Here is a 25,704-nt window from a genome sequence, read left to right as displayed (position 1 = left end):
TAAACCCGGCGACTGAACGCCGCCGGGTATTTATTTTACTTTTTCAGTTCAGCCAGACTTAACCATGTTTGCACCACGGTATCCGGGTTCAGGGACAAGCTATCGATCCCTTCCTCCATCAACCATGCAGCAAAGTCCTCGTGGTCAGACGGACCCTGACCGCAAATCCCGACATATTTGCCCTGTTTCTTCGCGGCACGGATCGCCATTGATAACAGTGCTTTCACGGCGTCATTGCGCTCATCGAACAGTTCAGAAACTACGCCGGAGTCACGATCCAGACCGAGCGCCAACTGTGTCATATCGTTTGAGCCGATAGAAAAACCATCGAAATATTCGAGGAACTGTTCAGCGAGCAAGGCGTTGGACGGAATTTCACACATCATGATGATCTTCAGCCCGTTCTCACCACGTTTCAGCCCCTGACGCGCCAGTTCTTCAACCACCGCTTTCGCCTGCTCAACGGTACGCACGAACGGGATCATGATCTCAACGTTGGTTAACCCCATGTCGTTGCGCACACGTTTCACCGCTTCACACTCCAGCGCGAAGCAGTCGCGGAAACTTTCGGAAACGTAGCGCCCCGCGCCACGGAAGCCAAGCATCGGGTTCTCTTCATGCGGCTCGTAACGCTCGCCGCCCACCAGGTTGGCGTATTCGTTAGATTTAAAGTCCGAGAGACGAACAATGACGCGCTTCGGATAAAACGCAGCGCCCAGCGTCGCGATCCCTTCGGTCAGACGACCAACATAAAATTCACGCGGAGAATCAAAACCTTTCATCATCTCGCGGATTTCGTTTTGCAACTGCGGTTCCTGGTCGTCAAACTCGAGCAGTGCGCGCGGGTGAACGCCAATCATGCGGTTGATGATAAATTCCAGACGCGCCAGACCCACGCCTTCGTTTGGCAGGCAGGCGAAGTCAAACGCACGATCCGGGTTACCGACGTTCATCATCACTTTCAGCGGCAGATCCGGCATGGTTTCCACGCTGGAGCTTTTCACGCTGAATTCCAGCAGTTCGGCATAAACGTAACCGGTGTCGCCTTCGGCACAGGAAACGGTAACCTTCTCACTGTCTTTCATCCGTTCGGTTGCATCACCACAGCCGACTACCGCCGGAATACCCAGTTCACGAGCGATGATCGCCGCGTGACAGGTACGCCCACCACGGTTAGTGACGATGGCCGACGCTTTCTTCATGATCGGTTCCCAGTCCGGGTCGGTCATGTCGGTGACCAGCACATCACCTGGTTCGATGCGGTTCATTTCGCTGATGTCATGAATGACTTTCACCGGGCCTGCGCCAATGCGATGGCCGATAGCACGGCCTTCTGCGATAATCTTGCCCTGTGAATGCAGGGTATAACGTTCCGTGACCTGGCCGCGTGAACGCACGGTTTCTGGACGCGCCTGCACAATGAACAATTTGCCGGTGTGACCATCTTTTGCCCACTCAATGTCCATCGGGCGACCGTAGTGTTTCTCAATTTGTACGGCCTGTTTTGCCAGTTCCTGCACTTCTTCGTTGGTCAGCGAGAAGATGTCACGCTGTTCCTGTGGCACATCTTCAATTTTAACCTGTTTGCCATGTTCCTGAGTCGGCGCGTAGACCATGCGGATTTTTTTCGACCCCATCGTGCGGCGCACGATAGCCGGACGATTCGCCGCCAGCGTTGGTTTATGCACGTAAAATTCATCCGGGTTAACCGCGCCCTGCACCACCATTTCACCGAGGCCCCATGCGGAAGTGATAAACACCACCTGGTCGAAACCGGATTCGGTATCAATGGAGAACATCACGCCAGAGGATGCGAGGTCGGAACGCACCATCCGCTGAACACCGGCGGAGAGCGCCACGCCACGGTGATCGTACCCCTGGTGAACGCGATAAGAGATAGCGCGATCATTAAACAGGGACGCAAAGACATGTTTCACAGCTACGAGGACGGCGTCAAACCCCTGAACGTTAAGGAAAGTTTCCTGCTGACCGGCAAAGGAGGCATCCGGCATGTCTTCTGCGGTGGCGGAGGAACGCACTGCAAAAGAGGCGTTTTCGTCATTGGCAGAAAGCTGGGCATAGGCTTCGCGGATGGCATTTTCCAGCTCAGGCTGGAAGGGAGTGTCGATAATCCACTGGCGGATTTGCGCGCCCGCTTTCGCAAGCTGGGTAACATCGTCAATATCCGTTTTATCCAGCAGTTCATAAATGCGCTGGTTTACGCCGCTTTGATCCAGAAACTGGTTAAACGCATCGGCGGTTGTGGCAAAACCATTCGGAACGGAAACACCCATTCCGGAAAGGTTAGTAATCATTTCACCCAGGGAGGCATTTTTGCCCCCAACCCTGTCTACATCATTCATGCCGAGTTGGTTATACCAAAGCACCAGCGGTGACGAGCCATTGTTGGACATCGAACAATCCTTTTGTGATAAATGAACGGTTTGAGAAACACATTTCTGCGCATTTATCTTTGCATATTTAACCGGATGAAAAAAACGGTGAATCGTTCAAGCAAATATATTTTTTTGCTTTTTAAGACTGCTCCCAGCGTTGCGCAAATCCACTATCTTCGATAATTCCCACATAAACCATCGGTATAAACGAAACCATAAAAATGAAATGCTATTTTCATAAAAAATAAAATTGAAGGTTCATTTTATAAACCAGTCATAACGTTCTACGCTTCTGTGCATTTTTAATTTATGCTTTCATAGAATTATGTCTGCATCTCGGGAAGAACAAAATGGATAATGCTGTTGATCGCCACGTTTTTTATATTTCTGATGGTACGGCAATTACTGCGGAGGTATTAGGTCACGCAGTCATGTCGCAATTTCCCGTTACTATCAGCAGCATTACGCTGCCGTTTGTCGAAAATGAGAGCCGTGCACGGGCGGTGAAAGATCAGATCGACGCGATTTACCAGCAGACGGGCGTGCGCCCGCTGGTCTTTTACTCCATTGTGTTACCGGAGATTCGCAACATCATTTTGCAAAGCGAAGGGTTTTGTCAGGATATTGTTCAGGCGCTGGTTGCTCCGCTACAACAAGAGATGAAGCTGGACCCGACACCAATTGCTCACCGTACCCACGGCCTGAACCCTAATAATCTTAATAAATATGATGCGCGCATTGCGGCGATTGATTACACCCTCGCCCATGATGACGGCATTTCGTTGCGCAATCTGGATCAGGCGCAAGTGATCCTGCTCGGCGTCTCTCGCTGTGGTAAAACACCTACCAGCCTTTACCTCGCGATGCAGTTTGGCATTCGCGCAGCAAACTACCCCTTTATTGCCGATGATATGGACAACCTGGTCCTGCCTGAGTCGCTCAAACCACTTCAGCATAAGTTGTTCGGCCTGACTATTGACCCGGAGCGGCTGGCAGCCATTCGCGAAGAACGTAGAGAGAACAGCCGCTATGCCTCGTTGCGTCAGTGCCGGATGGAAGTCGCAGAAGTGGAAGCGTTGTACCGTAAAAATCAGATCCCGTGGATCAACAGTACCAATTATTCGGTAGAAGAGATTGCCACCAAAATCCTTGATATCATGGGACTTAGTCGGAGAATGTACTAGAAAACTAGTATAGAAGTTCGTTTTTTTGTTACTATGCCGTCAATTGCGCGAGGTGTTGCCTGCCTCGCACTTGAAATCAGCAGGGATTGGTTTATCGTGATGCGCATCACTTCCTGGCAACCCTGCCGTTGAAGCAACAAATTTCTGAGACTTGTAATGAACAGAACTGACGAACTCCGTACTGCGCGTATCGAGAGTCTGGTAACGCCCGCTGAACTCGCGCTGCGGTATCCCGTAACGCCTGGCGTTGCCAGCCATGTAATTGATTCCCGGCGCAGAATTGAAAAAATATTGAATGGTGAAGACAAGCGACTGTTGGTCGTTATTGGTCCCTGTTCGATCCACGATCTTACCGCTGCAATGGAGTACGCCACCCGTCTGCAGGCGCTGCGTAATCAGTACCAGTCACGGCTGGAAATCGTAATGCGCACTTATTTTGAAAAACCGCGCACCGTTGTCGGCTGGAAAGGATTAATTTCCGACCCGGATTTAAACGGCAGCTATCGCGTAAATCACGGCCTCGAACTGGCGCGCAAGTTACTGTTGCAGGTGAATGAACTGGGTGTGCCCACTGCCACTGAGTTTCTCGATATGGTGACCGGTCAGTTTATTGCCGATCTGATTAGCTGGGGGGCGATTGGCGCACGCACAACCGAAAGCCAGATCCACCGTGAAATGGCTTCAGCTCTCTCCTGCCCGGTAGGTTTTAAAAATGGCACTGATGGCAACACGCGGATTGCCGTAGATGCAATCCGTGCTGCCCGCGCCAGCCATATGTTCCTCTCGCCAGACAAAAACGGCCAGATGACCATTTACCAGACCAGCGGCAACCCGTATGGCCACATTATTATGCGTGGCGGCAAAAAACCGAATTACCATGCCGATGATATCGCCGCCGCCTGCGATACATTGCACGAGTTTGATTTACCAGAACATCTGGTGGTGGATTTCAGCCACGGCAATTGCCAGAAGCAGCATCGTCGCCAGTTAGAAGTCTGTGAAGATATTTGTCAGCAAATCCGCAATGGCTCTACGGCGATTGCCGGCATTATGGCGGAAAGTTTCCTGCGCGAAGGTACGCAAAAAATTGTCGGCGGTCAGCCGCTCACCTATGGCCAATCCATTACCGACCCGTGTTTAGGCTGGGAAGATACCGAACACCTGATCGAAAAACTCGCCTCTGCGGTAGATACCCGCTTCTGAATGCGTGCCCATTCCGTCGGGAATGGGCATTTCTGCTCAACCTGTTGTCTTCTCAACGAATTATTACTTGCCCTGACGCAATATTATATTGCTAATAAGAATCATTATTATATCAATTATTATTAATTTTTATGAGCTATACGGATAGCAGCAGACTCACGCCTAAAACGGATGCAAATCAGAAGGCTCCTTCCCCACAGCCCATTCGGCGGATTGCCAGCCAGACACTGCTAGGTCCGGATGGCAAGCTCATCATTGATCATGACGGACAAGAATATCTGCTACGTAAAACACAGGCAGGCAAACTGTTGCTGACCAAGTAGCGTTTAACTTGAACAACTGACTTCCAGCCGTTTGCCCCAGTCCGGTGGACGGCTGACATAATCATCATCTCTGTCGCTGAAAGGATTTCGCAACGCCTCATGCAGGCGATGTAACTCCGTCATATCGCCTTGTTCTGCCGCCTCGATGGCCCGTTGTGCCAGCCAGTTACGCAACACCAGCGCCGGATTGACGCTCTGCATAAGTTGCTGACGTTCGCTGTCGGTGACTTCATCTTGCTGCAAACGCGCCCGATAACGCGCAAACCAGTTATCAAACGCCGCACGATCAATAAATTCATCACGCAGTGGTGATGCCGCGCTGTGCTGCCCGGTCAGACTCAACATGCGGAATGTGCGGGTATAATCGCTGCGCTCTCGCGCCATCAGGCTGAATAATTCACTCAGCAAAACGTTATCCTCTTTTTGCTCCGTCATGAAGCCCAGTTTTCGGCGCATCCGTTGCCCATATTGGCTCAACAAAACCTGCTGATAGCTGTCCAGTGCCTCATTCAACGCATCCACAGAAATAAATGGCGATAATGTCTGTGCCAGACGCTGTAAATTCCACAACGCGACGGCAGGTTGATTATCAAAACTGTAACGCCCTTGATGATCCGAGTGATTACAGATAAAGCCCGGTTCGTAATCATCAAGAAAACCAAACGGTCCGTAATCGAGCGTCAATCCGAGAATTGACATATTGTCAGTGTTCATCACGCCATGTGCAAAGCCGACTGTCTGCCAGTTAGCAATTAACGACGCGGTACGTGCAACAACATCGGTAAACCAGAGACGGTATTTGTTCTCATCATCCTGAAGGTGCGGCCAGTAATGACGAATGGCAAAATCAGCCAACTGGCGAACTTTTTCCGGCTCGCGGCGATAATAAAAGTGCTCGAAGTGGCCAAATCGTAAGTGACTGCGCGCCACACGCATCAGCATCGCGCCCGATTCCACCGTTTCCCGATAAACCGGCGTATCGCTGGTGACAATACTTAAAGCGCGCGTCGTTGGAATGCCCAGGTAATGCATCGCCTCGCTGGCGAGGCTTTCGCGAATCGTAGAGCGTAATACCGCCCGTCCATCGCCCATTCGCGAATAAGGCGTCAGCCCCGCACCTTTCAAATGCCAGTCCATTGTGGTGCCATCGGCAAGCTGTTGCTCACCAAGTAGAATGCCGCGCCCGTCACCCAACTGGCCCGCCCAGACGCCAAACTGATGACCACTGTAGACCTGCGCCAGTGGTGACATGCCCGGTAGTAATGTTTCTCCTCCCCAGACGCCCGCGCCACTTTCAAACAGCGACGATGGAATACCCAGCGTATTAGCCAGTTCGGCGTTATACCAGATCAGCCGGGCATTATTTAAAGGCGTGGGGGAAAGTGATGTATAAGTTGCAGGTAATTCATCACGCCAGCGAGTAATAAAAGACAGGGTCATAGATCCTCCTGTCTGATAGTGTAGACGGTAACCCTCGTCTTAAACACCAGCAAACAAAGGGGTTATCGCTGAACCAGAGTTGTTACCTTGCTTACGGGAACGGCTGGCCATAAGCTTCCTTGTAGGGCATGGAAACCATACGGCGTTATTTTCGCCAACATTCCTGAGGTATCAATACCCGCCGCAATGATATAGTTGCAACAGGGTGATATTTGCGCATGAATAGCACGAATAAATGGCGCGAAGGATGTATTAGCTATTTGTTGCTGAACAAAGCCTTTATCCAACATAACTCGGGTGAAAAGACCATCAAATATCGCTTTCATGGTACTGTTTCCCGCACCTAAATTTCCCAATACCAATGGAAAAATTTGCGATAAGTGCAAAAGGTTGTAATTATCTTTCCCCTCATTAAGCTGTGGATAATTTTCATTAATCCGCAATTCAACAAAGGGGATTTTTAATAGTTGGGCTGCGTAATTATTATCAATTAATAATAACCTTGCCACTTGCGGTGTCAAATTAACCCATGCAAAGAGTTTGTGTCGAATAAAAAAATGTTGGCATGATTTAAGTAATTCCAACTGCTCGACAAATAACTGCCAATGCTGCTCCTCGGAAAGTTGCGCCATGACCCGCGTCGTCGGGATGCGAACCGTACCGTCTTCACTGGAGAAATGGGTTATTAATTCAATCCCAACAAGATTTTGCTGACTATCTCTTATCGGCAGAAAATAGCAATCAGAATGATAAACATTCTCCAGTAGAACCTTCATGGTAACCACCCTTCTCCAGGAATGTTTTTGCAATTCCGGCTAAAAAAGATGAGACCATAAGGCATAAAAAATACAGATCGGATAACTTTCATTTTTTCCTTGTTAACCACTTTTTCAGGGGTCCCTTTTAAGATTATCCTAATTATAAACGAATATTCCATTTACGGAATTTTTGTCTGAAAAATACTACTTTATTCAGAAGTAAAAGGACGGCGATGTATCATCACCGTCCTTTTTGACATACTAGATCCGTCTTGCTTGCCAGAAATTTTTCTGCCAGTAGACATTATCAAGGGAAGAGCGCATCACCCCTTTGCTGGTAGAAGCATGAATAAATTGGTTGTTGGTATCATAAATACCCACATGTAAACCATTTTGCCCGGAGCCAGTTTTGAAAAAAACCAGATCGCCTGGCAGCAACTCTTCTTTATCAATTTGAGTACCGATAGAGGCCTGCTGCTTTGTTTCACGCGGCAACTGCAAATCGAAACGATCGCGCATCGTTACGACCACAAAGCCTGAGCAGTCCACCCCACGACGACTCATGCCGCCATAACGATAAGGTGTGCCATGCCAGCTTTGTAGTTGATCGTTCAAACCGGCAATGACGGTAATAGAGTCAGAAAGTCTGGCATTTGGCGGCGGCGCTTTGTGATGGCTACACCCAACCAGAAACAGTGCTGTGATTAAAATAAGGCAGAAACGCATTCCGTACGAATCCTCTGTTTTTTATTCTTGCATTAATTTAGCGTCGAAATTACCCGATTTTCAAGATGCTATTGCTATCAGGCAGTCGAAATCAGCATTCTGTGTCCTTCAATGTCCAGACGGCGGAAATTCATCCCGTAAGCCTGGGCCAAGTTCGGCGGCGTCAAAACTTCATCCCGGCGTCCACTGGCTAACAGTTTCCCTTGTTTAAGTAACCAGGCCCGATGCGCGTGACGCAATGTGTGATTGAGATCGTGACTGCTCATCACTATCGCCAGTCCTTGCTGGCACAGCGCGCTCAGAATTTTGTCTAACGCACTTTGCTGGGCAACATCAAGGCTGTTCATGGGTTCATCGAGAAGCAGCAATTGACCATCAGGATTGGCTTGCGGCGTGATTTGCAGTACCACCGCAGCAAGACGCACTCGTTGCCATTCACCGCCGGAAAGTTGATTAGTGTTACGTCCGAGCTTGTCATCAAGGGCCAGCGCCCCGGCAACATCATTTAGCAGGTCAGTACGCGTTTTATCATGCTGATGCATGGTCAGGTAATGCCATACCGGCATAGCAAATGGCGGCGTTTGTTGCTGCGAAAGGTAAGCACGATGCAGCGCGAGCTTCGCCGCGGACCATGCTTCCAGTGGCTGGCCAGCAAACTGAATGTTTCCCATACCGCTGGTCATTCCGGCCATCCGCGCCAGCAACGTACTCTTGCCTGCGCCGTTCGGCCCCACCAGATGCAGGATCTCCCCTGCCCGGACTTCGCCAGAAAGCGGCCCCAGGCGGGTTGATTCCGCAACATCCTGTAACTGCATCACAATAGACATTATTTCGCCAACGCCAGTTTAATGCTTTCCATCACAATAGGATCTTCCGGCGTCATATCCGGGGAAAAACGCTGGATAACCTTACCATCCCTGCCCACTAAGAATTTTTCAAAATTCCATAAAATATCATCAGGATACAGTGGTGCCCGCCCCTTACTGGCCAGGCGCGTATAGAATCCGCTTTCTTCCGGCGCAACGGCGGTCGGCGCTGCGGCAATCAATTTTTGGTACAGCGGATGACGACCTTCGCCATTAACTTCAACCTTACTGAACATCGGGAACGTCACACCCCAGGTCGTTGTACAGTAAGTTTTAATTTCTTCATCGCTGCCCGGCTCTTGCTCAAGAAACTGGTTGCACGGAAATCCCAATACTATAAAACCACGATCGGCCCAAGCTTTCTGAATGTTCTCTAACTGTTCATATTGCGGCGTTAAGCCACACTTTGAGGCGACATTGACAATCAGTAGCACATTACCGGCATATTTCTCCAGCGTGGTCACTTCACCGTCAATCGTCTTCACTACGGTGGTCAGTATGGAATCTTGCATCGTGTCTCCTGGATGAGGTCAGTAAAAATCTTAGCTTTTAATCATAGACCGTCTTTTGCGGCTAACGCCCTGCTTTTAACAATAACCAGATAAACACCGGCGCTCCCAAGGTTGCGGTGACCACACCAATGGGCAACTCGGCGGAAACCAGCGCCAGGCGAGCGACAATATCAGCGAGAAGCAATGCGGTAGCTCCCGCCAACGCACAGCCGGGAAGCAATACACGATGATCGGTTAACCCGCACAGCCGCAGAATATGCGGGATCACCAACCCAATAAATCCGATAGCACCAGCAAGCGCCACACTGACGCCGACCATCCAGCCGGTCGCGGCCACCAGCACATTGCGCCAGAACCACAGAGGCAAACCTAACTGTCGCGCCGGGATCTCACCAAGCGCTAACATATTCATCGGTCTGGACTGGCAGCAGACCCACAGCAGCACGGGAATCAACGCCAGCATCAACCAACTTTGCCGCCACTCAACGCCGCCAAAGCCGCCCATCATCCAATACATCAACTGCCGTAAATCAACAGAAGTGGAAAAGTAGATGGCCCACGTCATTAATGCACTACAGATAATCCCTAATGCAACCCCCGCCAGCAATAATCGGCTGGTCGAAAGATGACGACGAGCAAAACGTAAGAGAATTAAAGTGATAATGAGCGCACCAGCAATAGCACAAAGTCCCAGCGCCCACTCAGGTAATTGCCCTTGCCCCAGCAATACAGCAGCAATAAGCCCCACACCTGCACCGTTAGAGACGCCGAGTAGCCCGGGTTCTGCCAATGGGTTTTCAAATAACGCCTGCATCACTGCACCGGACAATGCCAGCGCCGCTCCAACCAATAGCACAGCCAGCGTGCGCGGAAGACGTATTTGCCAGATAAAAAGCTCGCCTCGGGGGGTAAACCAGTCATCTGGCGAGATCCATTGTTCACCAGCACAAAGGCTTAAAAGAAGCGCCAGCAGCATTAATGCTGACAAGGTAAATAACCAGCGTACATTTTGTCGCTGTTGTTGGCGGGCAAGTGTCAGCATGATATCCGTTCAGCTTCAGAATAATGCTGTTGATTTTACGGTGACTCAGCGGGAGTGAAAAGAAAAAAGGCCGCAGAGCGGCCTTTTTAGTTAGATCAGATTACTCGTCTTTGGGCGAAGCGTTTTCGACCCGGCTTTTTAACTTCTGCCCTGGTCTGAAGGTCACCACGCGCCGTGCTGTAATGGGAATATCTTCGCCCGTTTTCGGGTTACGTCCCGGACGTTGATTCTTATCACGCAGATCGAAGTTACCAAAGCCAGAGAGTTTTACCTGCTCGCCGTTTTCCAGAGCGCGACGGATCTCTTCGAAAAACAGTTCAACCAGTTCTTTGGCATCCCGCTTGCTAAGCCCAAGCTTATCAAACAGATATTCTGACATTTCAGCTTTTGTAAGCGCCATAGGTTCAATCCCTCAATGATGCCTGGAATCGCTCTTTTAATGCCTCTACACATTTGGCGACGGTAGCGGCAATCTCCTCTTCTTCGAGTGTACGGCTGGTATCTTGCAGGATCAGGCTTATGGCGAGGCTCTTATACCCCTCCGCAACACCCTTACCGCGGTACACGTCAAATAAGTTTACGCCAACTACCTGATTTACGCCAACTTTCTTACATTCGGATAAAATATCCGCAGCGGGAACGTTTTCTGCGACCACAACCGCGATGTCGCGACGGTTCGCCGGGAAGCGAGAAATCTCGCGCGCTTGAGGCACCACGCGGTCTGCGAGCTTGCTCCACTCCAGTTCGAACACCAGAGTGCGACCGTTGAGATCCAGTTTACGTTCCAGTTCAGGATGAACAACCCCAACAAAACCAATGCGTTCACCTTTCAGATAAATCGCTGCGGATTGTCCAGGATGCAGCGCCGGATTCGCTTCTGCACGGAACTCAACCTCATTCAGTTTACCAGTCAGGTCGAGAACGGATTCCAGATCACCTTTCAAATCATAGAAATCAACGGTCTCTTTTGCCAGGTTCCAGTGCTCTTCATAACGGTTACCGCAAATAACACCAGCTAACATCAGATCCTGACGAATGCCCAATGGTGCCTGGGTGTCCGGAACAAAACGCAGGCCACTTTCGAAAATACGCACACGGTTTTGCTGACGGTTCTGGTTGTACACTACCGTTGCCAGCAGGCCAGTCCACAAAGAAAGGCGCATTGCTGACATTTCAACCGAGATCGGACTTGGCAGCAGTAACGCTTCTGCACCCGGGTGGATCATCTGCTGAACTTTCGGATCCACGAAGCTGTAGGTGATCACTTCCTGATAGCCTTTGTCGTTGAGAAGCGTTTTCACACGCTTGAGCGACAGGTCAGCTTCGCGGTGAGTGCCCATAATCAGGCTCGCCTGCACCGGCTCGTCCGGAATGTTGTTGTAGCCATAAACACGAGCGACCTCTTCGACCAGATCCTCTTCAATCTCCATGTCGAAACGCCAGCTCGGCGCAACTGCCTGCCACTCGTCCTTACCTTCGGTCACTTTGCAGCCGAGGCGACGCAGAATGTCGGTAACCTGCTCATCGGCAATATGATGGCCGATCAGGCGATCCAGTTTGCTGCGACGTAAAGTGATAGTCGCACGCTTCGGCAGCGTTGCTTCGTTGGTGATATCGATAACCGGACCTGCTTCACCGCCGCAAATGTCAATCAGCAGACGAGTCGCACGTTCCATTGCTTTATGCTGCAGTGCCGGATCAACACCACGCTCGTAACGGTGAGACGCATCGGTATGCAGGCCATGACGACGAGCACGACCGGTGATAGACAGCGGGCTGAAGAAAGCGCATTCCAGCAAAACGTTTTGCGTTTCTTCATTTACGCCAGAATGTTCGCCGCCGAAGATGCCACCCATTGCCAGTGCCTTGTTGTGGTCAGCAATAACCAGAGTGTCAGCATTCAGCTTCGCTTCAGTGCCATCGAGCAACACCAGCGTTTCACCCTCTTTCGCCATCCGCACCACAATACCGCCTTCAATGCGATCTTTATCGAAAGCGTGCATCGGTTGACCCAGTTCAAGGAGCACGTAGTTGGTCACGTCAACGACCGCATCGATAGAACGAATGCCGCAGCGACGCAGTTTTTCTTTCATCCACAGCGGAGTTGGGGCTTTAACGTTAATGCCTTTTACGACGCGACCAAGATAACGCGGGCAGGCTTCAGGCGCTTCTACTGCAATCGGCAACGTATCGTCAATGGTTGCACCAACCGGAATGATTTCCGGTTCAACCAGCGGCAACTGGTTCAGCACAGCAACGTCGCGCGCAACACCAATGATGCCTAAGCAGTCGGCACGGTTTGGCGTAACGCTGATTTCGATAGTGTTATCATCGAGTTTCAGGTATTCACGAATGTCAGTACCAATCGGCGCATCCGCTGGCAGTTCAATAATGCCGTTATGATCGTCAGAAATGCCCAGCTCGGAGAAAGAGCACAGCATCCCTTCAGACGGTTCGCCACGCAGTTTCGCCGCTTTAATTTTAAAATCACCCGGCAGAACAGCACCAATGGTCGCTACCGCCACACGCAGACCCTGACGGCAGTTTGGTGCGCCACAGACAATATCCAGCAGGCGATCACCACCAACGTTGACTTTCGTCACTCGCAGTTTGTCAGCGTTTGGATGCTGTGCGCACTCAACTACTTCACCAACAACCACGCCATGGAAGCTACCGGCAACCGGTTCTACACCGTCAACTTCCAGACCCGCCATAGTGATTTGATTCGCCAGCGCATCGCTATCAATCGCTGGGTTCACCCATTCGCGTAACCACAGTTCACTGAATTTCATAATCTATTCCTGCCTTATTTAAACTGTTTGAGGAAACGCAGATCGTTTTCGAAGAATGAACGCAGGTCGGTGACGCCGTAACGCAACATAGTCAGGCGCTCCATCCCCATCCCAAAGGCAAAACCGGAGTAAACTTCCGGGTCGATACCGACGTTACGCAGCACATTTGGATGCACCATGCCGCAACCCAGCACTTCCAACCATTTGCCGTTTTTACCCATAACGTCCACTTCTGCAGACGGTTCGGTGAACGGGAAGTAGGAAGGACGGAAGCGGATCTGCAAATCTTCTTCAAAGAAGTTACGCAGGAAGTCGTGCAGTGTGCCTTTCAGGTTGGTAAAGCTGATGTTGGTGTCAACAATCAGGCCTTCCATCTGATGGAACATCGGTGTGTGAGTCTGGTCGTAGTCGTTACGATAAACACGGCCAGGTGCGATGATACGAATCGGTGGCTGCTGGGCTTTCATGGTGCGGATCTGTACGCCAGACGTCTGGGTACGCAGCAGGCGAGTAGCATCAAACCAGAAAGTGTCGTGGTCAGCGCGCGCCGGGTGGTGACCTGGAATGTTCAGAGCATCAAAGTTATGATAATCGTCTTCGATTTCCGGCCCGGTAGCCACGGTAAAGCCAAGCTCACCGAAGAAACTTTCGATACGGTCGATAGTACGGGTCACCGGATGCAGACCGCCGTTTTCAATACGACGCCCCGGCAAGGAGACATCAATAGTTTCTGCTGCCAGACGCGCATTCAACGCCGCGCTTTCCAGCTCGACTTTACGCGCATTCAGCGCCTGCTGCACCTGCTCTTTTGCTTCGTTGATAACCGCACCGGCTGCCGGACGCTCTTCTGGCGGCAGCTCACGCAGGGTCGTCATCTGAAGGGTCAAGTGCCCTTTTTTACCCAAATATTCGACGCGCACATTGTCTAACGCGGCAACATCTGACGCCTGGCTAATGGCCGCCTTCGCACTGGCAACCAGTTCTGCGAGATGTGACATGGTTTTCCTCATTGTGTCGGTGGTGACACTGGTTCGTTGGACTTAGAGCCTATCCCATCAGGCTATTTTACTTGCCATTTTGTCCCGGACAGTGCTCGAAATCCTCACGTACTTAAGTACGCTCCGGTTTCTCCGCGCTGGCCGTGTCCAAACTGACTGCGACAATTACGCCTGATGAGACAGGTTTTTTATTTTTCAGAACGCGCATACAAAAAAAGCCTCCACTGGGAGGCTTTCAGGCGCTGTTTTCCGTTTCTCTTCTCACGCGCTAGCCTCCTGGAGTCAGGTGCTAAAGTAAAAAAAGAAGCGGAAAATAGCAGCATTCATTGCTTGCGTTACCTTTTGGAACTTTTCAAAAGACCTTTATTGAAAAGGCTACGACGATAAAAGTCAATGTTCTGATAGTGTTGAAACGAAAAGAGGGAGACAAGCTCCCTCTTTCAACTGGCTTATGCCAGAGCTGCTTTCGCTTTTTCAACCAGAGCGGTGAACGCTACTTTGTCGAATACTGCGATGTCAGCCAGGATCTTACGGTCGATTTCAACAGAGGCTTTTTTCAGGCCATTGATGAATTTGCTGTAAGAAATACCGTTCTGACGTGCTGCTGCGTTGATACGCGCAATCCACAGTTGACGGAACTGACGCTTACGTTGACGACGGTCACGGTAAGCATACTGACCAGCCTTGATAACAGCCTGGAAGGCAACGCGGTATACGCGAGAACGCGCACCGTAGTAGCCTTTAGCTTGTTTCAAAATTTTCTTGTGACGTGCGCGTGCAATAACACCACGTTTTACGCGAGCCATATGTGCTCTCCTGTATCTATTCTAATTAAAAAGTTAAAAAACGTTAACGGCTTATGCGTACGGCAGGCACGCGATTACTAGGCCCAGATCGCCTTTAGAAACCATGGCTTTCGGACGCAGGTGACGTTTACGTTTGGTCGCTTTTTTGGTCAGAATGTGACGCAGGTTAGCGTGCTTGTGCTTAAAACCACCTTTACCGGTTTTTTTGAAGCGCTTAGCAGCACCGCGTACGGTCTTAATTTTTGGCATTTTAATAACTTCCACTTCGCATTGTTGATAAACAGAAACAAAGGCGAATCACCCTGTGAGCCGAGGCCCACAGGAATGATTACTTGATGGCCTTACTGTTTCTTCTTAGGAGCGAGCACCATGATCATCTGGCGGCCTTCGATCTTCGTTGGGAAGGATTCGACCACTGCCAGTTCTTGCAAATCGTCTTTCACGCGATTAAGCACTTCCATACCGATTTGCTGGTGCGCCATCTCACGACCGCGGAAACGCAGTGTGATTTTGGCTTTATCACCCTCTTCCAGAAAGCGAATCAGGCTGCGGAGTTTTACCTGATAGTCGCCTTCATCTGTACCAGGACGGAATTTAATTTCCTTAACCTGGATAACTTTTTGCTTTTTCTTCTGTTCCTTAGAAGACTTGCTCTTTTCATAGAGGAATTTGCCGTAATCCATGATACGACAAACCGGCGGCTCGGCGTTAGGGCTGATCTCGACTAAGTCTACTCCGGCTTCTTCAGCTTTCTCCAGAGCTTCTCTCAGACTCACAATACCAAGCTGCTCGCCTTCCAGACCTGTTAAGCGAACTTCCTGGGCGCGAATTTCGCCATTAATACGGTTAGGGCGCGCCGTTTGAACTCGTTTTCCGCCTTTAATACCTTATTCCTCCAATTGTTTAAGACTGCGGCTGCGAATCTCTTGTTGCAGCTTCTCGATCACTTCATTTACGTCCATGCTTCCCAGGTCTTTACCACGGCGGGTGCGAACGGCAACTTTGCCAGATTCCACCTCTTTATCACCACAGACCAACATATACGGGACGCGACGCAAAGTGTGCTCGCGGATTTTAAAGCCAATCTTCTCATTTCTCAAGTCTGCTTTAACACGAATGCCCGCATTTGATAGTTTTTGCGTCAATTCGTTAACGTATTCAGACTGCGAATCAGTAATGTTCATGATAACAACCTGAACCGGCGCAAGCCAGGTCGGGAAGAAACCAGCGAACTCTTCGGTCAGGATACCGATGAAACGTTCCATAGACCCCAGAATTGCGCGGTGAATCATTACCGGAACCTTACGCTCGTTGTCTTCGCCCACATAGGAGGCGCTCAGACGAGACGGCAAGGAGAAGTCCAGCTGTACCGTACCGCACTGCCATGCACGATCGAGGCAGTCATACAGGGTAAATTCAATTTTCGGACCGTAGAAAGCGCCTTCACCCAGTTGATATTCAAACGGGATGTTGTTTTCTTCCAGCGCAACTGCCAGGTCCGCCTCAGCACGATCCCACATTTCGTCGCTGCCAATACGTTTTTCAGGACGAGTGGAAAGTTTGACCACGATTTTCTCGAAGCCAAAAGTGCTGTACATATCATAGACTAAACGGATACATCCGTTAACTTCATCGCGAATTTGTTCTTCAGTACAGAAGATATGCGCGTCATCCTGGGTGAAACCACGTACACGCATCAGTCCATGCAGAGAACCTGACGGCTCGTTACGGTGGCAGCTACCGAACTCGGCCATACGCAGCGGCAGATCGCGATACGACTTCAGCCCCTGGTTGAAAATTTGTACGTGACCCGGGCAGTTCATCGGCTTAATGCAGTATTCACGGTTCTCTGAAGACGTGGTGAACATCGCATCTTTGTAGTTTTCCCAGTGTCCGGTTTTTTCCCACAGGACGCGGTCCATCATGAACGGACCTTTTACTTCCTGATACTGGTACTCTTTCAGTTTAGAACGTACGAACACCTCCAGTTCACGGAAGATTGTCCAGCCGTCGTTGTGCCAGAACACCATACCCGGCGCTTCTTCCTGCATATGATACAGGTCAAGCTGCTTACCGATTTTACGGTGGTCGCGTTTCGCGGCTTCTTCCAGGCGCTGCAGGTAAGCGTTGAGGGCTTTTTTGTCTGCCCACGCAGTACCGTAAATACGCTGCAACATTTTGTTGTTGCTATCGCCGCGCCAGTAAGCCCCTGCCGTTTTCATCAGTTTGAAGTGATGGCAGAAACGCATGTTCGGTACGTGCGGACCGCGGCACATATCGACATATTCTTCATGAAAATAGAGACCCGGCAGGTCATCATGGGCAATATTTTCGTCCAGGATGGAGACTTTATAGCTCTCGCCGCGTTTAACAAACGTTTCACGCGCTTCGTGCCAGCTAACTTTCTTCTTAATGACGTCGTAGTTTTTCTCAGCAAGCTCATGCATCCGCTTCTCGAGTGCTTCGACATCTTCCTGGGTTAACGTGCGGTCAAGATCAACGTCATAATAGAAACCGTTGTCAATAACCGGGCCGATTGCCATTTTGGTATGCGGCCAAAGTTGTTTAATTGCGTGCCCTAACAGGTGCGCGCAGGAGTGACGAATGATCTCCAGACCTTCTTCGTCTTTAGCGGTAATGATCGCCAGTTTAGCGTCGTTTTCAATCAAATCGCACGCATCTACCAGTTCGCCATTAACGCGCCCTGCGATACAGGCTTTCGCCAGACCTGGACCAATGTCCAGCGCAACATCCATGGGGCTTACAGCGTGGTCGTAATGGCGTTGGCTGCCATCAGGAAGAGTAATAACAGGCATGTTATATCCTTATTTGCAGTGGTGACCCACACGAAAGATCACATACAAAGATTCATATGAAATTTACCAAAAAGGTTTGGGTTGATTCCCGCTTCACTCTGCGAAATATGTCACAGCATACCGGTTGGTGATGCCAGACCTACACCCACTTTCTGATAATACCGCCTGGCAGTTTACACGGTATTTGTTGTCGGGCAAAGCGACAATCACCATGATCGATATGATATAAATCAACACAGGCAACACCTGCCCATTTTGTTACACTCGATTATCGACTACTCGAAATACGCAGGAAAATCGCATGCCGACAAAACGTTTTGACAAAAAACACTGGAAGATGGTGGTGGTACTACTGGCTATCTGTGGCGCGATGCTGTTACTGCGTTGGGCAGCAATGATTTGGGGCTGAATGGTAAGACTCTATCTGCTAACGTAAAAGCCAGACCGCACGTCGCAGTCCGGCAGTAATAGTTACATTTTATATCCCAGCGATAACGTTGTTCGGCGGTCAGTATGTTCTGGGGCCGATTCAGGCGGTTCAGAGTTCCACGTGACGTTGTAAGCCACTTTAAGACCGAAATGCTCATTGATGGCAACATTCAGCGCACTTTCCGAGTTTAACGTCGTGTCTTCCGCGCCAAAGACGGAAACACCTTGGGTAAATTTAGTGTTGTCGGTCAACTGCCACGCATAAGCCCCGGAAGCATAACCCAGCGGCTGAGTTTCACTGGCATTGTCGGTATATTTGTCGTAACGCACGCCAGGACCGAATTCAAAGCGGAAACTGTGTACCGGACCATTCAAAAACTGGCGACCATAACCCGCAGTCAGCACATCGCGTTCGCGATAACCGTTATAACGGTCTGTCAGCCAACTAGCCTGACCAAATAAATAGTCATAGTCAGTTAAATTAAAACGGCTACGCCCGCCCACCGCATATTTTTCCGAAGAACGTTCATCATTAGAAGACGTATTGCTGGCGTTCCCCCACAGCGACCAGGCAGTAGTATACCCATACCAGGTCATAGTGGTATCAGCCGTTAGTGAAGAACTTTTCGTGTTACCTGATTGTGCAAGGTAACCTGCATTCAGATTACCTTCGAAAGGTTTTTTGGCGCTGGCAGGGTCGTCCATGACAGTAAAAACGGAATCATCGGCAGTTGCATTCAGAGACGCAAACATACCCCCCGCCAACATAACGATGGCAGGAACTGTCTTCAAAAGCTTCATTTATTAAAAGTCCGTACAACAAAAAAAGAGACCATCGCGGTCCCGGAAACTTTCTTGAGGATCAAAGAGTAGCGTCCCTGGAAAGGTAACAAATTATAAAAAGGAGTGAAAAACTTAGCAATGACTTCTTATTTCATTTTTTGAATAAGCACATTGCGAAAACAGATATTTATTTATATATCTTTACCCGATTAATTTTATATAAATATCCAATAAATCATATTGTTAATTTCTTCACTTTCCACTGATTCAGTGCCAGACTGAAATCAGCCTAAGGAGGAAATGATGGTACGTATCTATACGTTGACACTTGCGCCTTCTCTCGATAGCGCAACAATTACCCCGCAAATTTATCCCGAAGGAAAACTGCGCTGTACCGCCCCGGTGTTTGAGCCTGGTGGCGGCGGTATTAACGTCGCCCGCGCCATTGCTCACCTTGGGGGTAGCGCCACGGCAATCTTCCCGGCTGGCGGCGCAACCGGCGAACATCTGGTTTCACTGCTGGCTGATGAAAATGTCCCGGTTGCCACTGTCGAAGCAAAAGACTGGACCCGCCAGAATCTGCACGTACATGTAGAATCTACGGGTGAGCAGTACCGATTTGTCATGCCTGGCGCGACGTTAAGTGAAGATGAATTTCGTCAACTTGAAGAACAGGTTCTGGAAATTGAATCAGGGGCTATCCTGGTCATAAGCGGCAGTCTGCCCCCAGGTGTGAAGCTGGAAAAATTAACTCAACTTATCTCCGCTGCACAAAAACAAGGGATTCGTTGCATTGTCGACAGTTCCGGCGATGCACTAAGCGCGGCACTGGCCATTGGCAATATCGAACTGGTGAAACCTAACCAGAAAGAGCTCAGCGCACTGGTCAATCGCGAACTCACCCAGCCAGATGATGTGCGCAAAGCCGCGCAGGAAATCGTAAATAGTGGTAAGGCCAAACGGGTTGTTGTTTCTCTTGGCCCGCAAGGGGCGTTGGGAGTGGACAGCGAAAACTGCATTCAGGTAGTGCCGCCACCGGTGAAAAGCCAGAGTACCGTCGGTGCAGGTGACAGCATGGTCGGCGCGATGACGCTGAAGCTGGCGGAAAATGCCCCTCTTGAAGAAATGGTTCGTTTTGGCGTAGCCGCAGGTAGTGCCGCCACGCTCAATCAAGGAACTCGCCTGTGCTCCCATGACGATACGCAAAAAATTTACGCTTACCTTTCCCGCTAATAGAGATATTCCCCCAACATTGGGGGAATCACCACAAACCTGTCAGCAACGCGTTTCTCCGACTATGCTAAAAAATCACGTGATAACAAAGAGGTGAATTATGGCCGGTGGCGACCTTGTCCGCTATGTCATTACCGTCATGTTGCATGAAGACACATTAACTGAAATTAATGAGTTAAATAACTTTCTGACACGCGACGGTTTTTTACTGACCATGACGGATGATGACGGAAATATCCATGAGCTGGGAACGAACACCTTTGGGCTTATCAGTACTCAAAATGAAGATGAAATAAGAGAGCTGGTTGCCGGGCTTACCCAAAGTGCAACCGGCAAATCCCCGGAAATCACAATAACCACCTGGGAGAAATGGTATAGCGACAGAAAATAAATGGTTTTTGGGCAATAATCAGTCTGTGGTGTGCGTTAGCTCGTGTTTTTTCACCGCATTCTTGCGCTAACTTTATGATCTGGCAGACAACATGGGAGAGACATCATGTGGCAGGCAATCAGTCGTCTTTTGAGCGAGCAGTTAGGTGAAGGCGAAATCGAACTGCGTAATGAACTGCCTGGCGGGGAAGTCCATGCCGCATGGCATTTGCGCTATGCTGGACGTGATTTTTTCGTCAAATGTGATGAAAGGGACCTGCTTTCCGGTTTTACCGCCGAAGCCGATCAACTGGAATTATTATCACGCAGTAAAACCGTTACTGTGCCCAGAGTCTGGGCTGTTGGCGCTGACCGGGACTACAGTTTTTTGGTGATGGACTATCTCCCGCCTCGCCCGTTGGATGCACATAACGCATTTATTTTAGGGCAGCAAATTGCGCGCCTGCATCAATGGAGTGATCAGCCACAATTTGGCCTCGATTTCGATAACGCACTTTCGACTACTCCACAACCCAACACCTGGCAACGTCGCTGGGCAACGTTTTTTGCTGAACAACGTATTGGCTGGCAACTGGAACTGGCGGCAGAAAAAGGGATCGCCTTCGGCAATATCGACGCCATCGTCGAACACATTCAGCAACGTCTGGCCTCACATCAGCCGCAGCCGTCACTGTTACACGGTGATTTATGGTCCGGAAACTGTGCGCTGGGTCCGAATGGCCCGTACATCTTCGATCCCGCTTGTTACTGGGGTGACAGAGAGTGCGATCTGGCGATGTTGCCGCTGCACACTGAACAACCGCCGCAAATCTATGACGGCTATCAGTCAGTTTCACCGCTACCGGCTGATTTCCTCGAACGTCAACCAATTTACCAGCTCTACACGTTACTTAATCGTGCAAGGTTGTTTGGCGGGCAGCATTTGGTTATTGCTCAGCAGTCACTGGATAGATTATTAGCGGCGTGATGTGAGTTGATGATAATGGCCGCTTCGCGCGGCCTTTTGATTAAATAAACCCAAGCAGAGAAAAAAACACATACCCAGCAGCAATACAAATGACCGGCAGGATATAGAGTGAAAAAAACTGCAAGAAAATGGTATGGTGCGGAACAACAATGCGTGACTCAATCTGTTCACGCGTTAACCCCTCGTCTCCTTTAGCCTTCTCCAGAATGAGTTGATCCTCAACACCTTCACGTAAGAAACGCGCCTGGCGGCTCATACGGGCACCGGAATCTTGCAACGCAAGTCCAACAAATATCAGGATGAAAATCACCCAGAACATAATATTCACACCGCCATTAAAATTGGGCGTCGGTGAGTTGTACCAGAACAGATTCAAAAAAGGCGTATTCGCCTGCATCATATCGATCATGACATGGGTAAAGTCGAGCATGACCGCATTAATGCCTTCCTGATTTTCCTGCCGGGTATTCATAAATTTCAGCAAAGAAATCAGCGTAGAGATCAGTGCGGGTATAAAAATCACCCAACCGAAAATCCTTTTCAAAACAGCAATGCGTCCAGCTTGTTGATACGTCATGAGTTCTCCTTGATTAAGACGCGTCGATTCACTTAGTTTACCTGTAGATATCTGTTTTCGCCCATTCTTTAAAGGCGATATGATAGGCGCTTAATCATAAGCACTGCTTAATACCTTACACTTAATGCTCTAAAGGAGAGGTTGTAATGTCAACCCCGCGACAGATTCTTGCTGCAATTTTCGATATGGATGGATTACTTATCGACTCTGAACCTTTATGGGATCGAGCCGAACTGGATGTGATGGCAAGCCTGGGGGTGGACATCTCCCGTCGTAACGAGCTACCGGACACCTTAGGTTTACGCATCGATATGGTGGTTGATCTGTGGTACGCCCGGCAACCGTGGCGTGGGCCGGGTCGTCAGGAAGTGGTAGAACGGGTTATTGCTCGTGCCATTTCACTGGTTGAAGAGACTCGGCCATTACTGCCTGGTGTGCGTGAGGCCGTTGCGCTGTGCAAAGAACACGGTTTATTGGTTGGCCTGGCCTCTGCGTCGCCGTTACATATGCTGGAAAAAGTGCTGACCATGTTTGACTTACGTGGCAGTTTCGATGCCCTCGCCTCCGCAGAAAAACTGCCTTACAGCAAACCGCACCCGCAAGTGTATCTCGACTGCGCAGCAAAGCTGGGTATTGATCCGCTGGCCTGCGTGGCGCTGGAAGATTCTGTAAACGGTATGATCGCCTCTAAAGCAGCCCGTATGCGTTCCATCGTCGTTCCTGCGCCAGAAGCGCAAAATGATCCACGTTTTGTGTTGGCAAACGTGAAGCTTTCATCTCTCACCGAACTCACCGCGGAAGACCTCCTCGGCTAATAAAAATCGGGCAGTGTCATCACTGCCCCTGGTTTTTTATCTGAATTTTTATTCAACTGGCGGATTTATCATCATTTTGTGATAAAGAGTTACACCGTCACCACTTCCGCGCACTGTATAAAAATCCTATACTGTACGTATCGACAGTTTAGTGAGTTTTATCATGACGGCGGAAGGTCACCTTCTTTTTTCTATTGCTTGCGCGGTATTTGCCAAAAATGCCGAACTAACGCCCGTGCTGGCACAGGGTGACTGGTGGCATATTGTCCCTTCCGCAATCTTAACGTGTCTGTTACCGGACATCGACCACCCAAAATCGTTTCTTGGGCAGCGATTAAAGTGGATATCAAAACCCATTGCCCGGGCATTTGGACACCGTGGATTTACCCACAGTCTGCTGGCGGTCTTTGCGTTGCTGGCGACCTTTTATCTTAAAGTTCCGGAAAGCTGGTTTATTCCGGCTGATGCTTTGCAAGGTATGGTGCTGGGTTATTTGAGCCATATCCTTGCCGATATGCTGACACCGGCTGGCGTTCCCCTCCTCTGGCCATGTCGCTGGCGCTTCCGCCTGCCAATTCTGGTGCCACAAAAGGGCAATCAACTGGAACGTTTTCTCTGCATGGCATTATTTGTCTGGTCGGTGTGGATGCCCCATTCATTGCCCGAAAACAGTGCCGTGCGTTGGTCATCGGAAATGATCAATACCTTGCAGATCCAGTTTCATCGCCTTATTAAGCATCAGGTTGAATATTAAAGCGGCAAAAACCGTCTTTCTGGAATAAGCAATTCCATTTGAATATAAGAGCCAGCTCACAGTTCTGTTAATCTTGCGACAACACTATGACTGTTACACAGTGATAGAAATAATAAGATCAGGAGAACGGGGATGAACTTTCCATTAATTGCGAACATCGTGGTGTTCGTTGTGCTGCTGTTTGCGTTGGCCCAGACTCGCCACAAACAGTGGAGTCTGGCAAAAAAAGTGCTGGTGGGTCTGGTGATGGGCGTGGTCTTTGGCCTTGCTCTGCACACCATTTATGGTTCTGACAGCCAGGTACTTAAAGATTCTGTACAGTGGTTTAACATTGTCGGTAACGGCTATGTTCAGCTACTGCAAATGATCGTCATGCCGTTAGTATTCGCCTCTATTCTGAGCGCGGTTGCTCGCCTGCATAACGCATCTCAGTTAGGCAAAATCAGTTTTCTGACCATCGGTACGCTGCTGTTTACCACGCTGATTGCGGCGCTGGTCGGTGTGCTGGTGACCAACCTGTTTGGTCTGACTGCTGAAGGTCTGGTTCAGGGTGGCGCAGAGACGGCGCGTCTGAACGCTATCGAAAGCAACTATGTTGGTAAAGTTGCAGACTTAAGTGTTCCGCAACTCATTCTGTCCTTTATCCCGAAAAACCCGTTTGCCGATTTGACTGGTGCCAATCCGACGTCAATTATCAGCGTGGTAATTTTTGCCGCCTTCCTTGGTGTCGCCGCGCTAAAACTGCTGAAAGATGATGCGCCGAAAGGTGAACGCGTCTTAACCGCTATCGACACGCTGCAAAGCTGGGTGATGAAACTGGTTCGCCTGGTCATGCAATTGACCCCTTACGGCGTGCTTGCGCTGATGACCAAAGTCGTTGCCGGTTCCAATCTGCAAGACATCATTAAGCTGGGTAGCTTCGTTGTCGCGTCCTACCTGGGTCTTATCATTATGTTTGCGGTACATGGCATTCTGCTGGGTATTAACGGCGTAAGCCCGCTGAAATACTTCCGTAAAGTATGGCCAGTACTGACGTTTGCCTTCACCAGTCGCTCCAGCGCCGCGTCTATTCCGCTGAACGTAGAAGCGCAAACGCGTCGTCTGGGTGTTCCTGAATCCATTGCCAGTTTCGCCGCTTCTTTCGGTGCGACCATTGGTCAGAACGGCTGTGCTGGTTTGTATCCGGCAATGCTGGCGGTGATGGTTGCGCCTACAGTTGGCATTAACCCACTGGATCCAGTGTGGATTGCGACACTCGTCGGTATCGTCACGGTGAGTTCAGCAGGTGTTGCAGGTGTTGGTGGTGGTGCGACATTCGCCGCGTTGATTGTTCTGCCAGCAATGGGCTTACCGGTAACGCTGGTGGCTCTGCTAATCTCCGTTGAACCGCTTATCGATATGGGCCGAACTGCATTGAACGTTAGCGGCTCAATGACCGCAGGTACGCTGACCAGCCAGTGGCTGAAGCAAACCGATAAGTCCATTCTGGACAGCGAAGACGACGCCGAGCTGGCACACCGTTAATCCTGGTTTATAACGCAAAACGCCTGTCATCCGACAGGCGTTTATTTATTCTTCGATCTCATTTTCTTGCCGCACCTGATTTGCCCAACGCTGGGCCGACTCCGGTACGCTAAACGCCGGTGAGCGCAGGAATGATTCCCCCACCAGGACAAACGCCACATACTTGCCGCGCAGTATCCAGACATCACGAAACGAATCCATTTTAACCGCATGTTCTGGCGGCGCGGGTTCTGTGCGCGGAACATAGCTAATAATCGGGCGGTTTTGCTGACGTAGCGGTTTCTTCATTACTGGCTTCACTAAACGCATATTAAAAATCAGAAAAACTGTAGTTTAGCCGATTTAGCCCCCGTCCGTCCTGCTTTGCGTA

At 50.0% G+C, this 25,704-nt stretch carries 28 protein-coding genes and 1 other annotated feature; of the genes, 10 read left to right on the top strand and 18 right to left on the bottom strand.

Annotation, left to right across the window (positions count from 1 at the left end):
- Nucleotides 1–35: 35 nt before the first annotated feature.
- Nucleotides 36–2,414: a phosphoenolpyruvate synthase gene (ppsA, locus tag C7B16_RS00875; protein ID WP_107179260.1), complete on the bottom strand. Its 2,379-nt coding sequence runs from the start codon at nucleotides 2,412–2,414 to the stop codon at nucleotides 36–38.
- Between the two features lie 332 nt (nucleotides 2,415–2,746).
- Between ppsA and ppsR the strand changes: the two genes are divergently transcribed.
- From ppsR to hemP, 3 genes are all read left to right on the top strand, one after another.
- Complete coding sequence (gene ppsR / locus C7B16_RS00870; RefSeq protein WP_107179259.1) at nucleotides 2,747–3,580, top strand: posphoenolpyruvate synthetase regulatory kinase/phosphorylase PpsR; 834 nt, start codon at nucleotides 2,747–2,749, stop codon at nucleotides 3,578–3,580.
- 156 nt (nucleotides 3,581–3,736) lie between these two features.
- Nucleotides 3,737–4,783, top strand: a complete 1,047-nt coding sequence (aroH, locus tag C7B16_RS00865; RefSeq protein ID WP_001516314.1) for a 3-deoxy-7-phosphoheptulonate synthase AroH — start codon at nucleotides 3,737–3,739, stop codon at nucleotides 4,781–4,783.
- Nucleotides 4,784–4,914: 131 nt separating this feature from the next.
- A complete protein-coding gene (gene hemP, locus C7B16_RS00860) occupies nucleotides 4,915–5,106 on the top strand; it encodes a hemin uptake protein HemP (RefSeq protein ID WP_001516313.1) in 192 nt (63 codons plus the stop codon).
- A 3-nt stretch (nucleotides 5,107–5,109) separates the two neighbouring features.
- On the opposite strand, the gene selO is transcribed toward hemP, so the two are convergent.
- The 14 genes from selO to thrS all read right to left on the bottom strand — a co-directional run bounded on the left by selO (nucleotide 5,110) and on the right by thrS (nucleotide 17,862).
- The gene (gene selO / locus C7B16_RS00855) at nucleotides 5,110–6,546 is read right to left on the bottom strand and encodes a protein adenylyltransferase SelO (RefSeq protein ID WP_001516312.1); all 1,437 of its coding nucleotides are present in this window, start codon (nucleotides 6,544–6,546) and stop codon (nucleotides 5,110–5,112) included.
- A 62-nt stretch (nucleotides 6,547–6,608) separates the two neighbouring features.
- On the bottom strand, nucleotides 6,609–7,322 hold the full coding sequence (locus C7B16_RS00850; RefSeq protein WP_000866247.1) for an EAL domain-containing protein: 714 nt from the start codon (nucleotides 7,320–7,322) through the stop codon (nucleotides 6,609–6,611).
- A 243-nt stretch (nucleotides 7,323–7,565) separates the two neighbouring features.
- A complete protein-coding gene (locus C7B16_RS00845; protein WP_001209789.1) occupies nucleotides 7,566–8,030 on the bottom strand; it encodes a C40 family peptidase in 465 nt (154 codons plus the stop codon).
- A gap of 77 nt (nucleotides 8,031–8,107) precedes the next feature.
- Nucleotides 8,108–8,857: a vitamin B12 ABC transporter ATP-binding protein BtuD gene (gene btuD / locus C7B16_RS00840; protein ID WP_000029478.1), complete on the bottom strand. Its 750-nt coding sequence runs from the start codon at nucleotides 8,855–8,857 to the stop codon at nucleotides 8,108–8,110.
- Nucleotides 8,857–9,408, bottom strand: a complete 552-nt coding sequence (gene btuE, locus C7B16_RS00835; RefSeq protein ID WP_001154204.1) for a bifunctional thioredoxin/glutathione peroxidase — start codon at nucleotides 9,406–9,408, stop codon at nucleotides 8,857–8,859. Before btuE ends, btuD begins: the two co-directional genes overlap by 1 nt.
- 61 nt (nucleotides 9,409–9,469) lie before the next feature.
- Nucleotides 9,470–10,450 (bottom strand): vitamin B12 ABC transporter permease BtuC, encoded by a 981-nt coding sequence (gene btuC / locus C7B16_RS00830; protein ID WP_000956546.1) that lies wholly within the window; start codon nucleotides 10,448–10,450, stop codon nucleotides 9,470–9,472.
- 100 nt (nucleotides 10,451–10,550) lie between these two features.
- Nucleotides 10,551–10,850, bottom strand: coding sequence for an integration host factor subunit alpha (gene ihfA / locus C7B16_RS00825; protein WP_001229265.1), 300 nt, complete (start codon nucleotides 10,848–10,850; stop codon nucleotides 10,551–10,553).
- Nucleotides 10,851–10,854: 4 nt separating this feature from the next.
- Nucleotides 10,855–13,242, bottom strand: a complete 2,388-nt coding sequence (gene pheT / locus C7B16_RS00820; RefSeq protein ID WP_000672317.1) for a phenylalanine--tRNA ligase subunit beta — start codon at nucleotides 13,240–13,242, stop codon at nucleotides 10,855–10,857.
- 14 nt (nucleotides 13,243–13,256) lie between these two features.
- Nucleotides 13,257–14,240: a phenylalanine--tRNA ligase subunit alpha gene (gene pheS / locus C7B16_RS00815; RefSeq protein ID WP_000018602.1), complete on the bottom strand. Its 984-nt coding sequence runs from the start codon at nucleotides 14,238–14,240 to the stop codon at nucleotides 13,257–13,259.
- 208 nt (nucleotides 14,241–14,448) lie between these two features.
- Nucleotides 14,449–14,573: a sequence feature (Phe leader region), on the bottom strand.
- Nucleotides 14,523–14,567 (bottom strand): pheST operon leader peptide PheM, encoded by a 45-nt coding sequence (gene pheM, locus C7B16_RS24745; protein WP_001386830.1) that lies wholly within the window; start codon nucleotides 14,565–14,567, stop codon nucleotides 14,523–14,525. Its footprint overlaps the feature before it by 45 nt.
- A 116-nt stretch (nucleotides 14,574–14,689) precedes the next feature.
- The gene (gene rplT / locus C7B16_RS00805) at nucleotides 14,690–15,046 is read right to left on the bottom strand and encodes a 50S ribosomal protein L20 (RefSeq protein ID WP_000124850.1); all 357 of its coding nucleotides are present in this window, start codon (nucleotides 15,044–15,046) and stop codon (nucleotides 14,690–14,692) included.
- Nucleotides 15,047–15,097: 51 nt separating this feature from the next.
- Nucleotides 15,098–15,295 carry a 50S ribosomal protein L35 gene (gene rpmI / locus C7B16_RS00800; protein WP_001124225.1) on the bottom strand — a complete coding sequence of 66 codons (198 nt, stop codon included), beginning with the start codon at nucleotides 15,293–15,295 and terminating at the stop codon, nucleotides 15,098–15,100.
- Nucleotides 15,296–15,387: 92 nt separating this feature from the next.
- Complete coding sequence (gene infC, locus C7B16_RS00795) at nucleotides 15,388–15,930, bottom strand: translation initiation factor IF-3 (RefSeq protein ID WP_001700733.1); 543 nt, start codon at nucleotides 15,928–15,930, stop codon at nucleotides 15,388–15,390.
- Nucleotides 15,931–15,933: 3 nt separating this feature from the next.
- Complete coding sequence (gene thrS / locus C7B16_RS00790; RefSeq protein WP_001144185.1) at nucleotides 15,934–17,862, bottom strand: threonine--tRNA ligase; 1,929 nt, start codon at nucleotides 17,860–17,862, stop codon at nucleotides 15,934–15,936.
- A 301-nt stretch (nucleotides 17,863–18,163) separates the two neighbouring features.
- Here thrS and yniD point away from each other — a divergent pair, with 301 nt between their 5' ends.
- Nucleotides 18,164–18,271: a small membrane protein YniD gene (gene yniD / locus C7B16_RS00785; protein WP_001142445.1), complete on the top strand. Its 108-nt coding sequence runs from the start codon at nucleotides 18,164–18,166 to the stop codon at nucleotides 18,269–18,271.
- A gap of 62 nt (nucleotides 18,272–18,333) precedes the next feature.
- Here the strand turns inward: yniD and C7B16_RS00780 are convergent, their stop codons facing one another.
- Entirely contained in the window at nucleotides 18,334–19,092 is a 759-nt protein-coding gene (locus tag C7B16_RS00780; protein WP_000771407.1) for a DUF481 domain-containing protein, read from the bottom strand.
- Nucleotides 19,093–19,377: 285 nt separating this feature from the next.
- Here C7B16_RS00780 and pfkB point away from each other — a divergent pair, with 285 nt between their 5' ends.
- The 3 genes from pfkB to C7B16_RS00765 all read left to right on the top strand — a co-directional run bounded on the left by pfkB (nucleotide 19,378) and on the right by C7B16_RS00765 (nucleotide 21,664).
- Nucleotides 19,378–20,307, top strand: coding sequence for a 6-phosphofructokinase II (pfkB, locus tag C7B16_RS00775; protein WP_107179258.1), 930 nt, complete (start codon nucleotides 19,378–19,380; stop codon nucleotides 20,305–20,307).
- A 100-nt stretch (nucleotides 20,308–20,407) separates the two neighbouring features.
- Nucleotides 20,408–20,698 carry a type V toxin-antitoxin system endoribonuclease antitoxin GhoS gene (gene ghoS / locus C7B16_RS00770; RefSeq protein WP_000896961.1) on the top strand — a complete coding sequence of 97 codons (291 nt, stop codon included), beginning with the start codon at nucleotides 20,408–20,410 and terminating at the stop codon, nucleotides 20,696–20,698.
- Nucleotides 20,699–20,803: 105 nt separating this feature from the next.
- A complete protein-coding gene (locus C7B16_RS00765) occupies nucleotides 20,804–21,664 on the top strand; it encodes a fructosamine kinase family protein (RefSeq protein ID WP_000267664.1) in 861 nt (286 codons plus the stop codon).
- A 40-nt stretch (nucleotides 21,665–21,704) separates the two neighbouring features.
- Here the strand turns inward: C7B16_RS00765 and C7B16_RS00760 are convergent, their stop codons facing one another.
- Complete coding sequence (locus tag C7B16_RS00760) at nucleotides 21,705–22,241, bottom strand: YniB family protein (RefSeq protein ID WP_000222161.1); 537 nt, start codon at nucleotides 22,239–22,241, stop codon at nucleotides 21,705–21,707.
- 146 nt (nucleotides 22,242–22,387) lie between these two features.
- Between C7B16_RS00760 and hxpB the strand changes: the two genes are divergently transcribed.
- The 3 genes from hxpB (at nucleotide 22,388) to tcyP (ending at nucleotide 25,334) form a co-directional block, all read left to right on the top strand.
- Nucleotides 22,388–23,056 carry a hexitol phosphatase HxpB gene (gene hxpB, locus C7B16_RS00755; protein ID WP_107179257.1) on the top strand — a complete coding sequence of 223 codons (669 nt, stop codon included), beginning with the start codon at nucleotides 22,388–22,390 and terminating at the stop codon, nucleotides 23,054–23,056.
- Nucleotides 23,057–23,219: 163 nt separating this feature from the next.
- Nucleotides 23,220–23,810 (top strand): metal-dependent hydrolase, encoded by a 591-nt coding sequence (locus C7B16_RS00750; protein ID WP_001516308.1) that lies wholly within the window; start codon nucleotides 23,220–23,222, stop codon nucleotides 23,808–23,810.
- Nucleotides 23,811–23,942: 132 nt separating this feature from the next.
- Complete coding sequence (gene tcyP, locus C7B16_RS00745) at nucleotides 23,943–25,334, top strand: cystine/sulfocysteine:cation symporter (protein WP_016261973.1); 1,392 nt, start codon at nucleotides 23,943–23,945, stop codon at nucleotides 25,332–25,334.
- Between the two features lie 45 nt (nucleotides 25,335–25,379).
- On the opposite strand, the gene cedA is transcribed toward tcyP, so the two are convergent.
- Nucleotides 25,380–25,643: a cell division activator CedA gene (gene cedA, locus C7B16_RS00740; protein ID WP_001241549.1), complete on the bottom strand. Its 264-nt coding sequence runs from the start codon at nucleotides 25,641–25,643 to the stop codon at nucleotides 25,380–25,382.
- Nucleotides 25,644–25,704 lie beyond the last annotated feature (61 nt).

The organism is Escherichia sp. 20412-1 (genome assembly GCF_003027595.1).
Classification (GTDB): Bacteria; Pseudomonadota; Gammaproteobacteria; order Enterobacterales; family Enterobacteriaceae; genus Escherichia; species Escherichia marmotae.
Note: the sequence above shows the minus strand (reverse complement) of the source record. Positions and strands in the feature narration are given on the sequence as shown.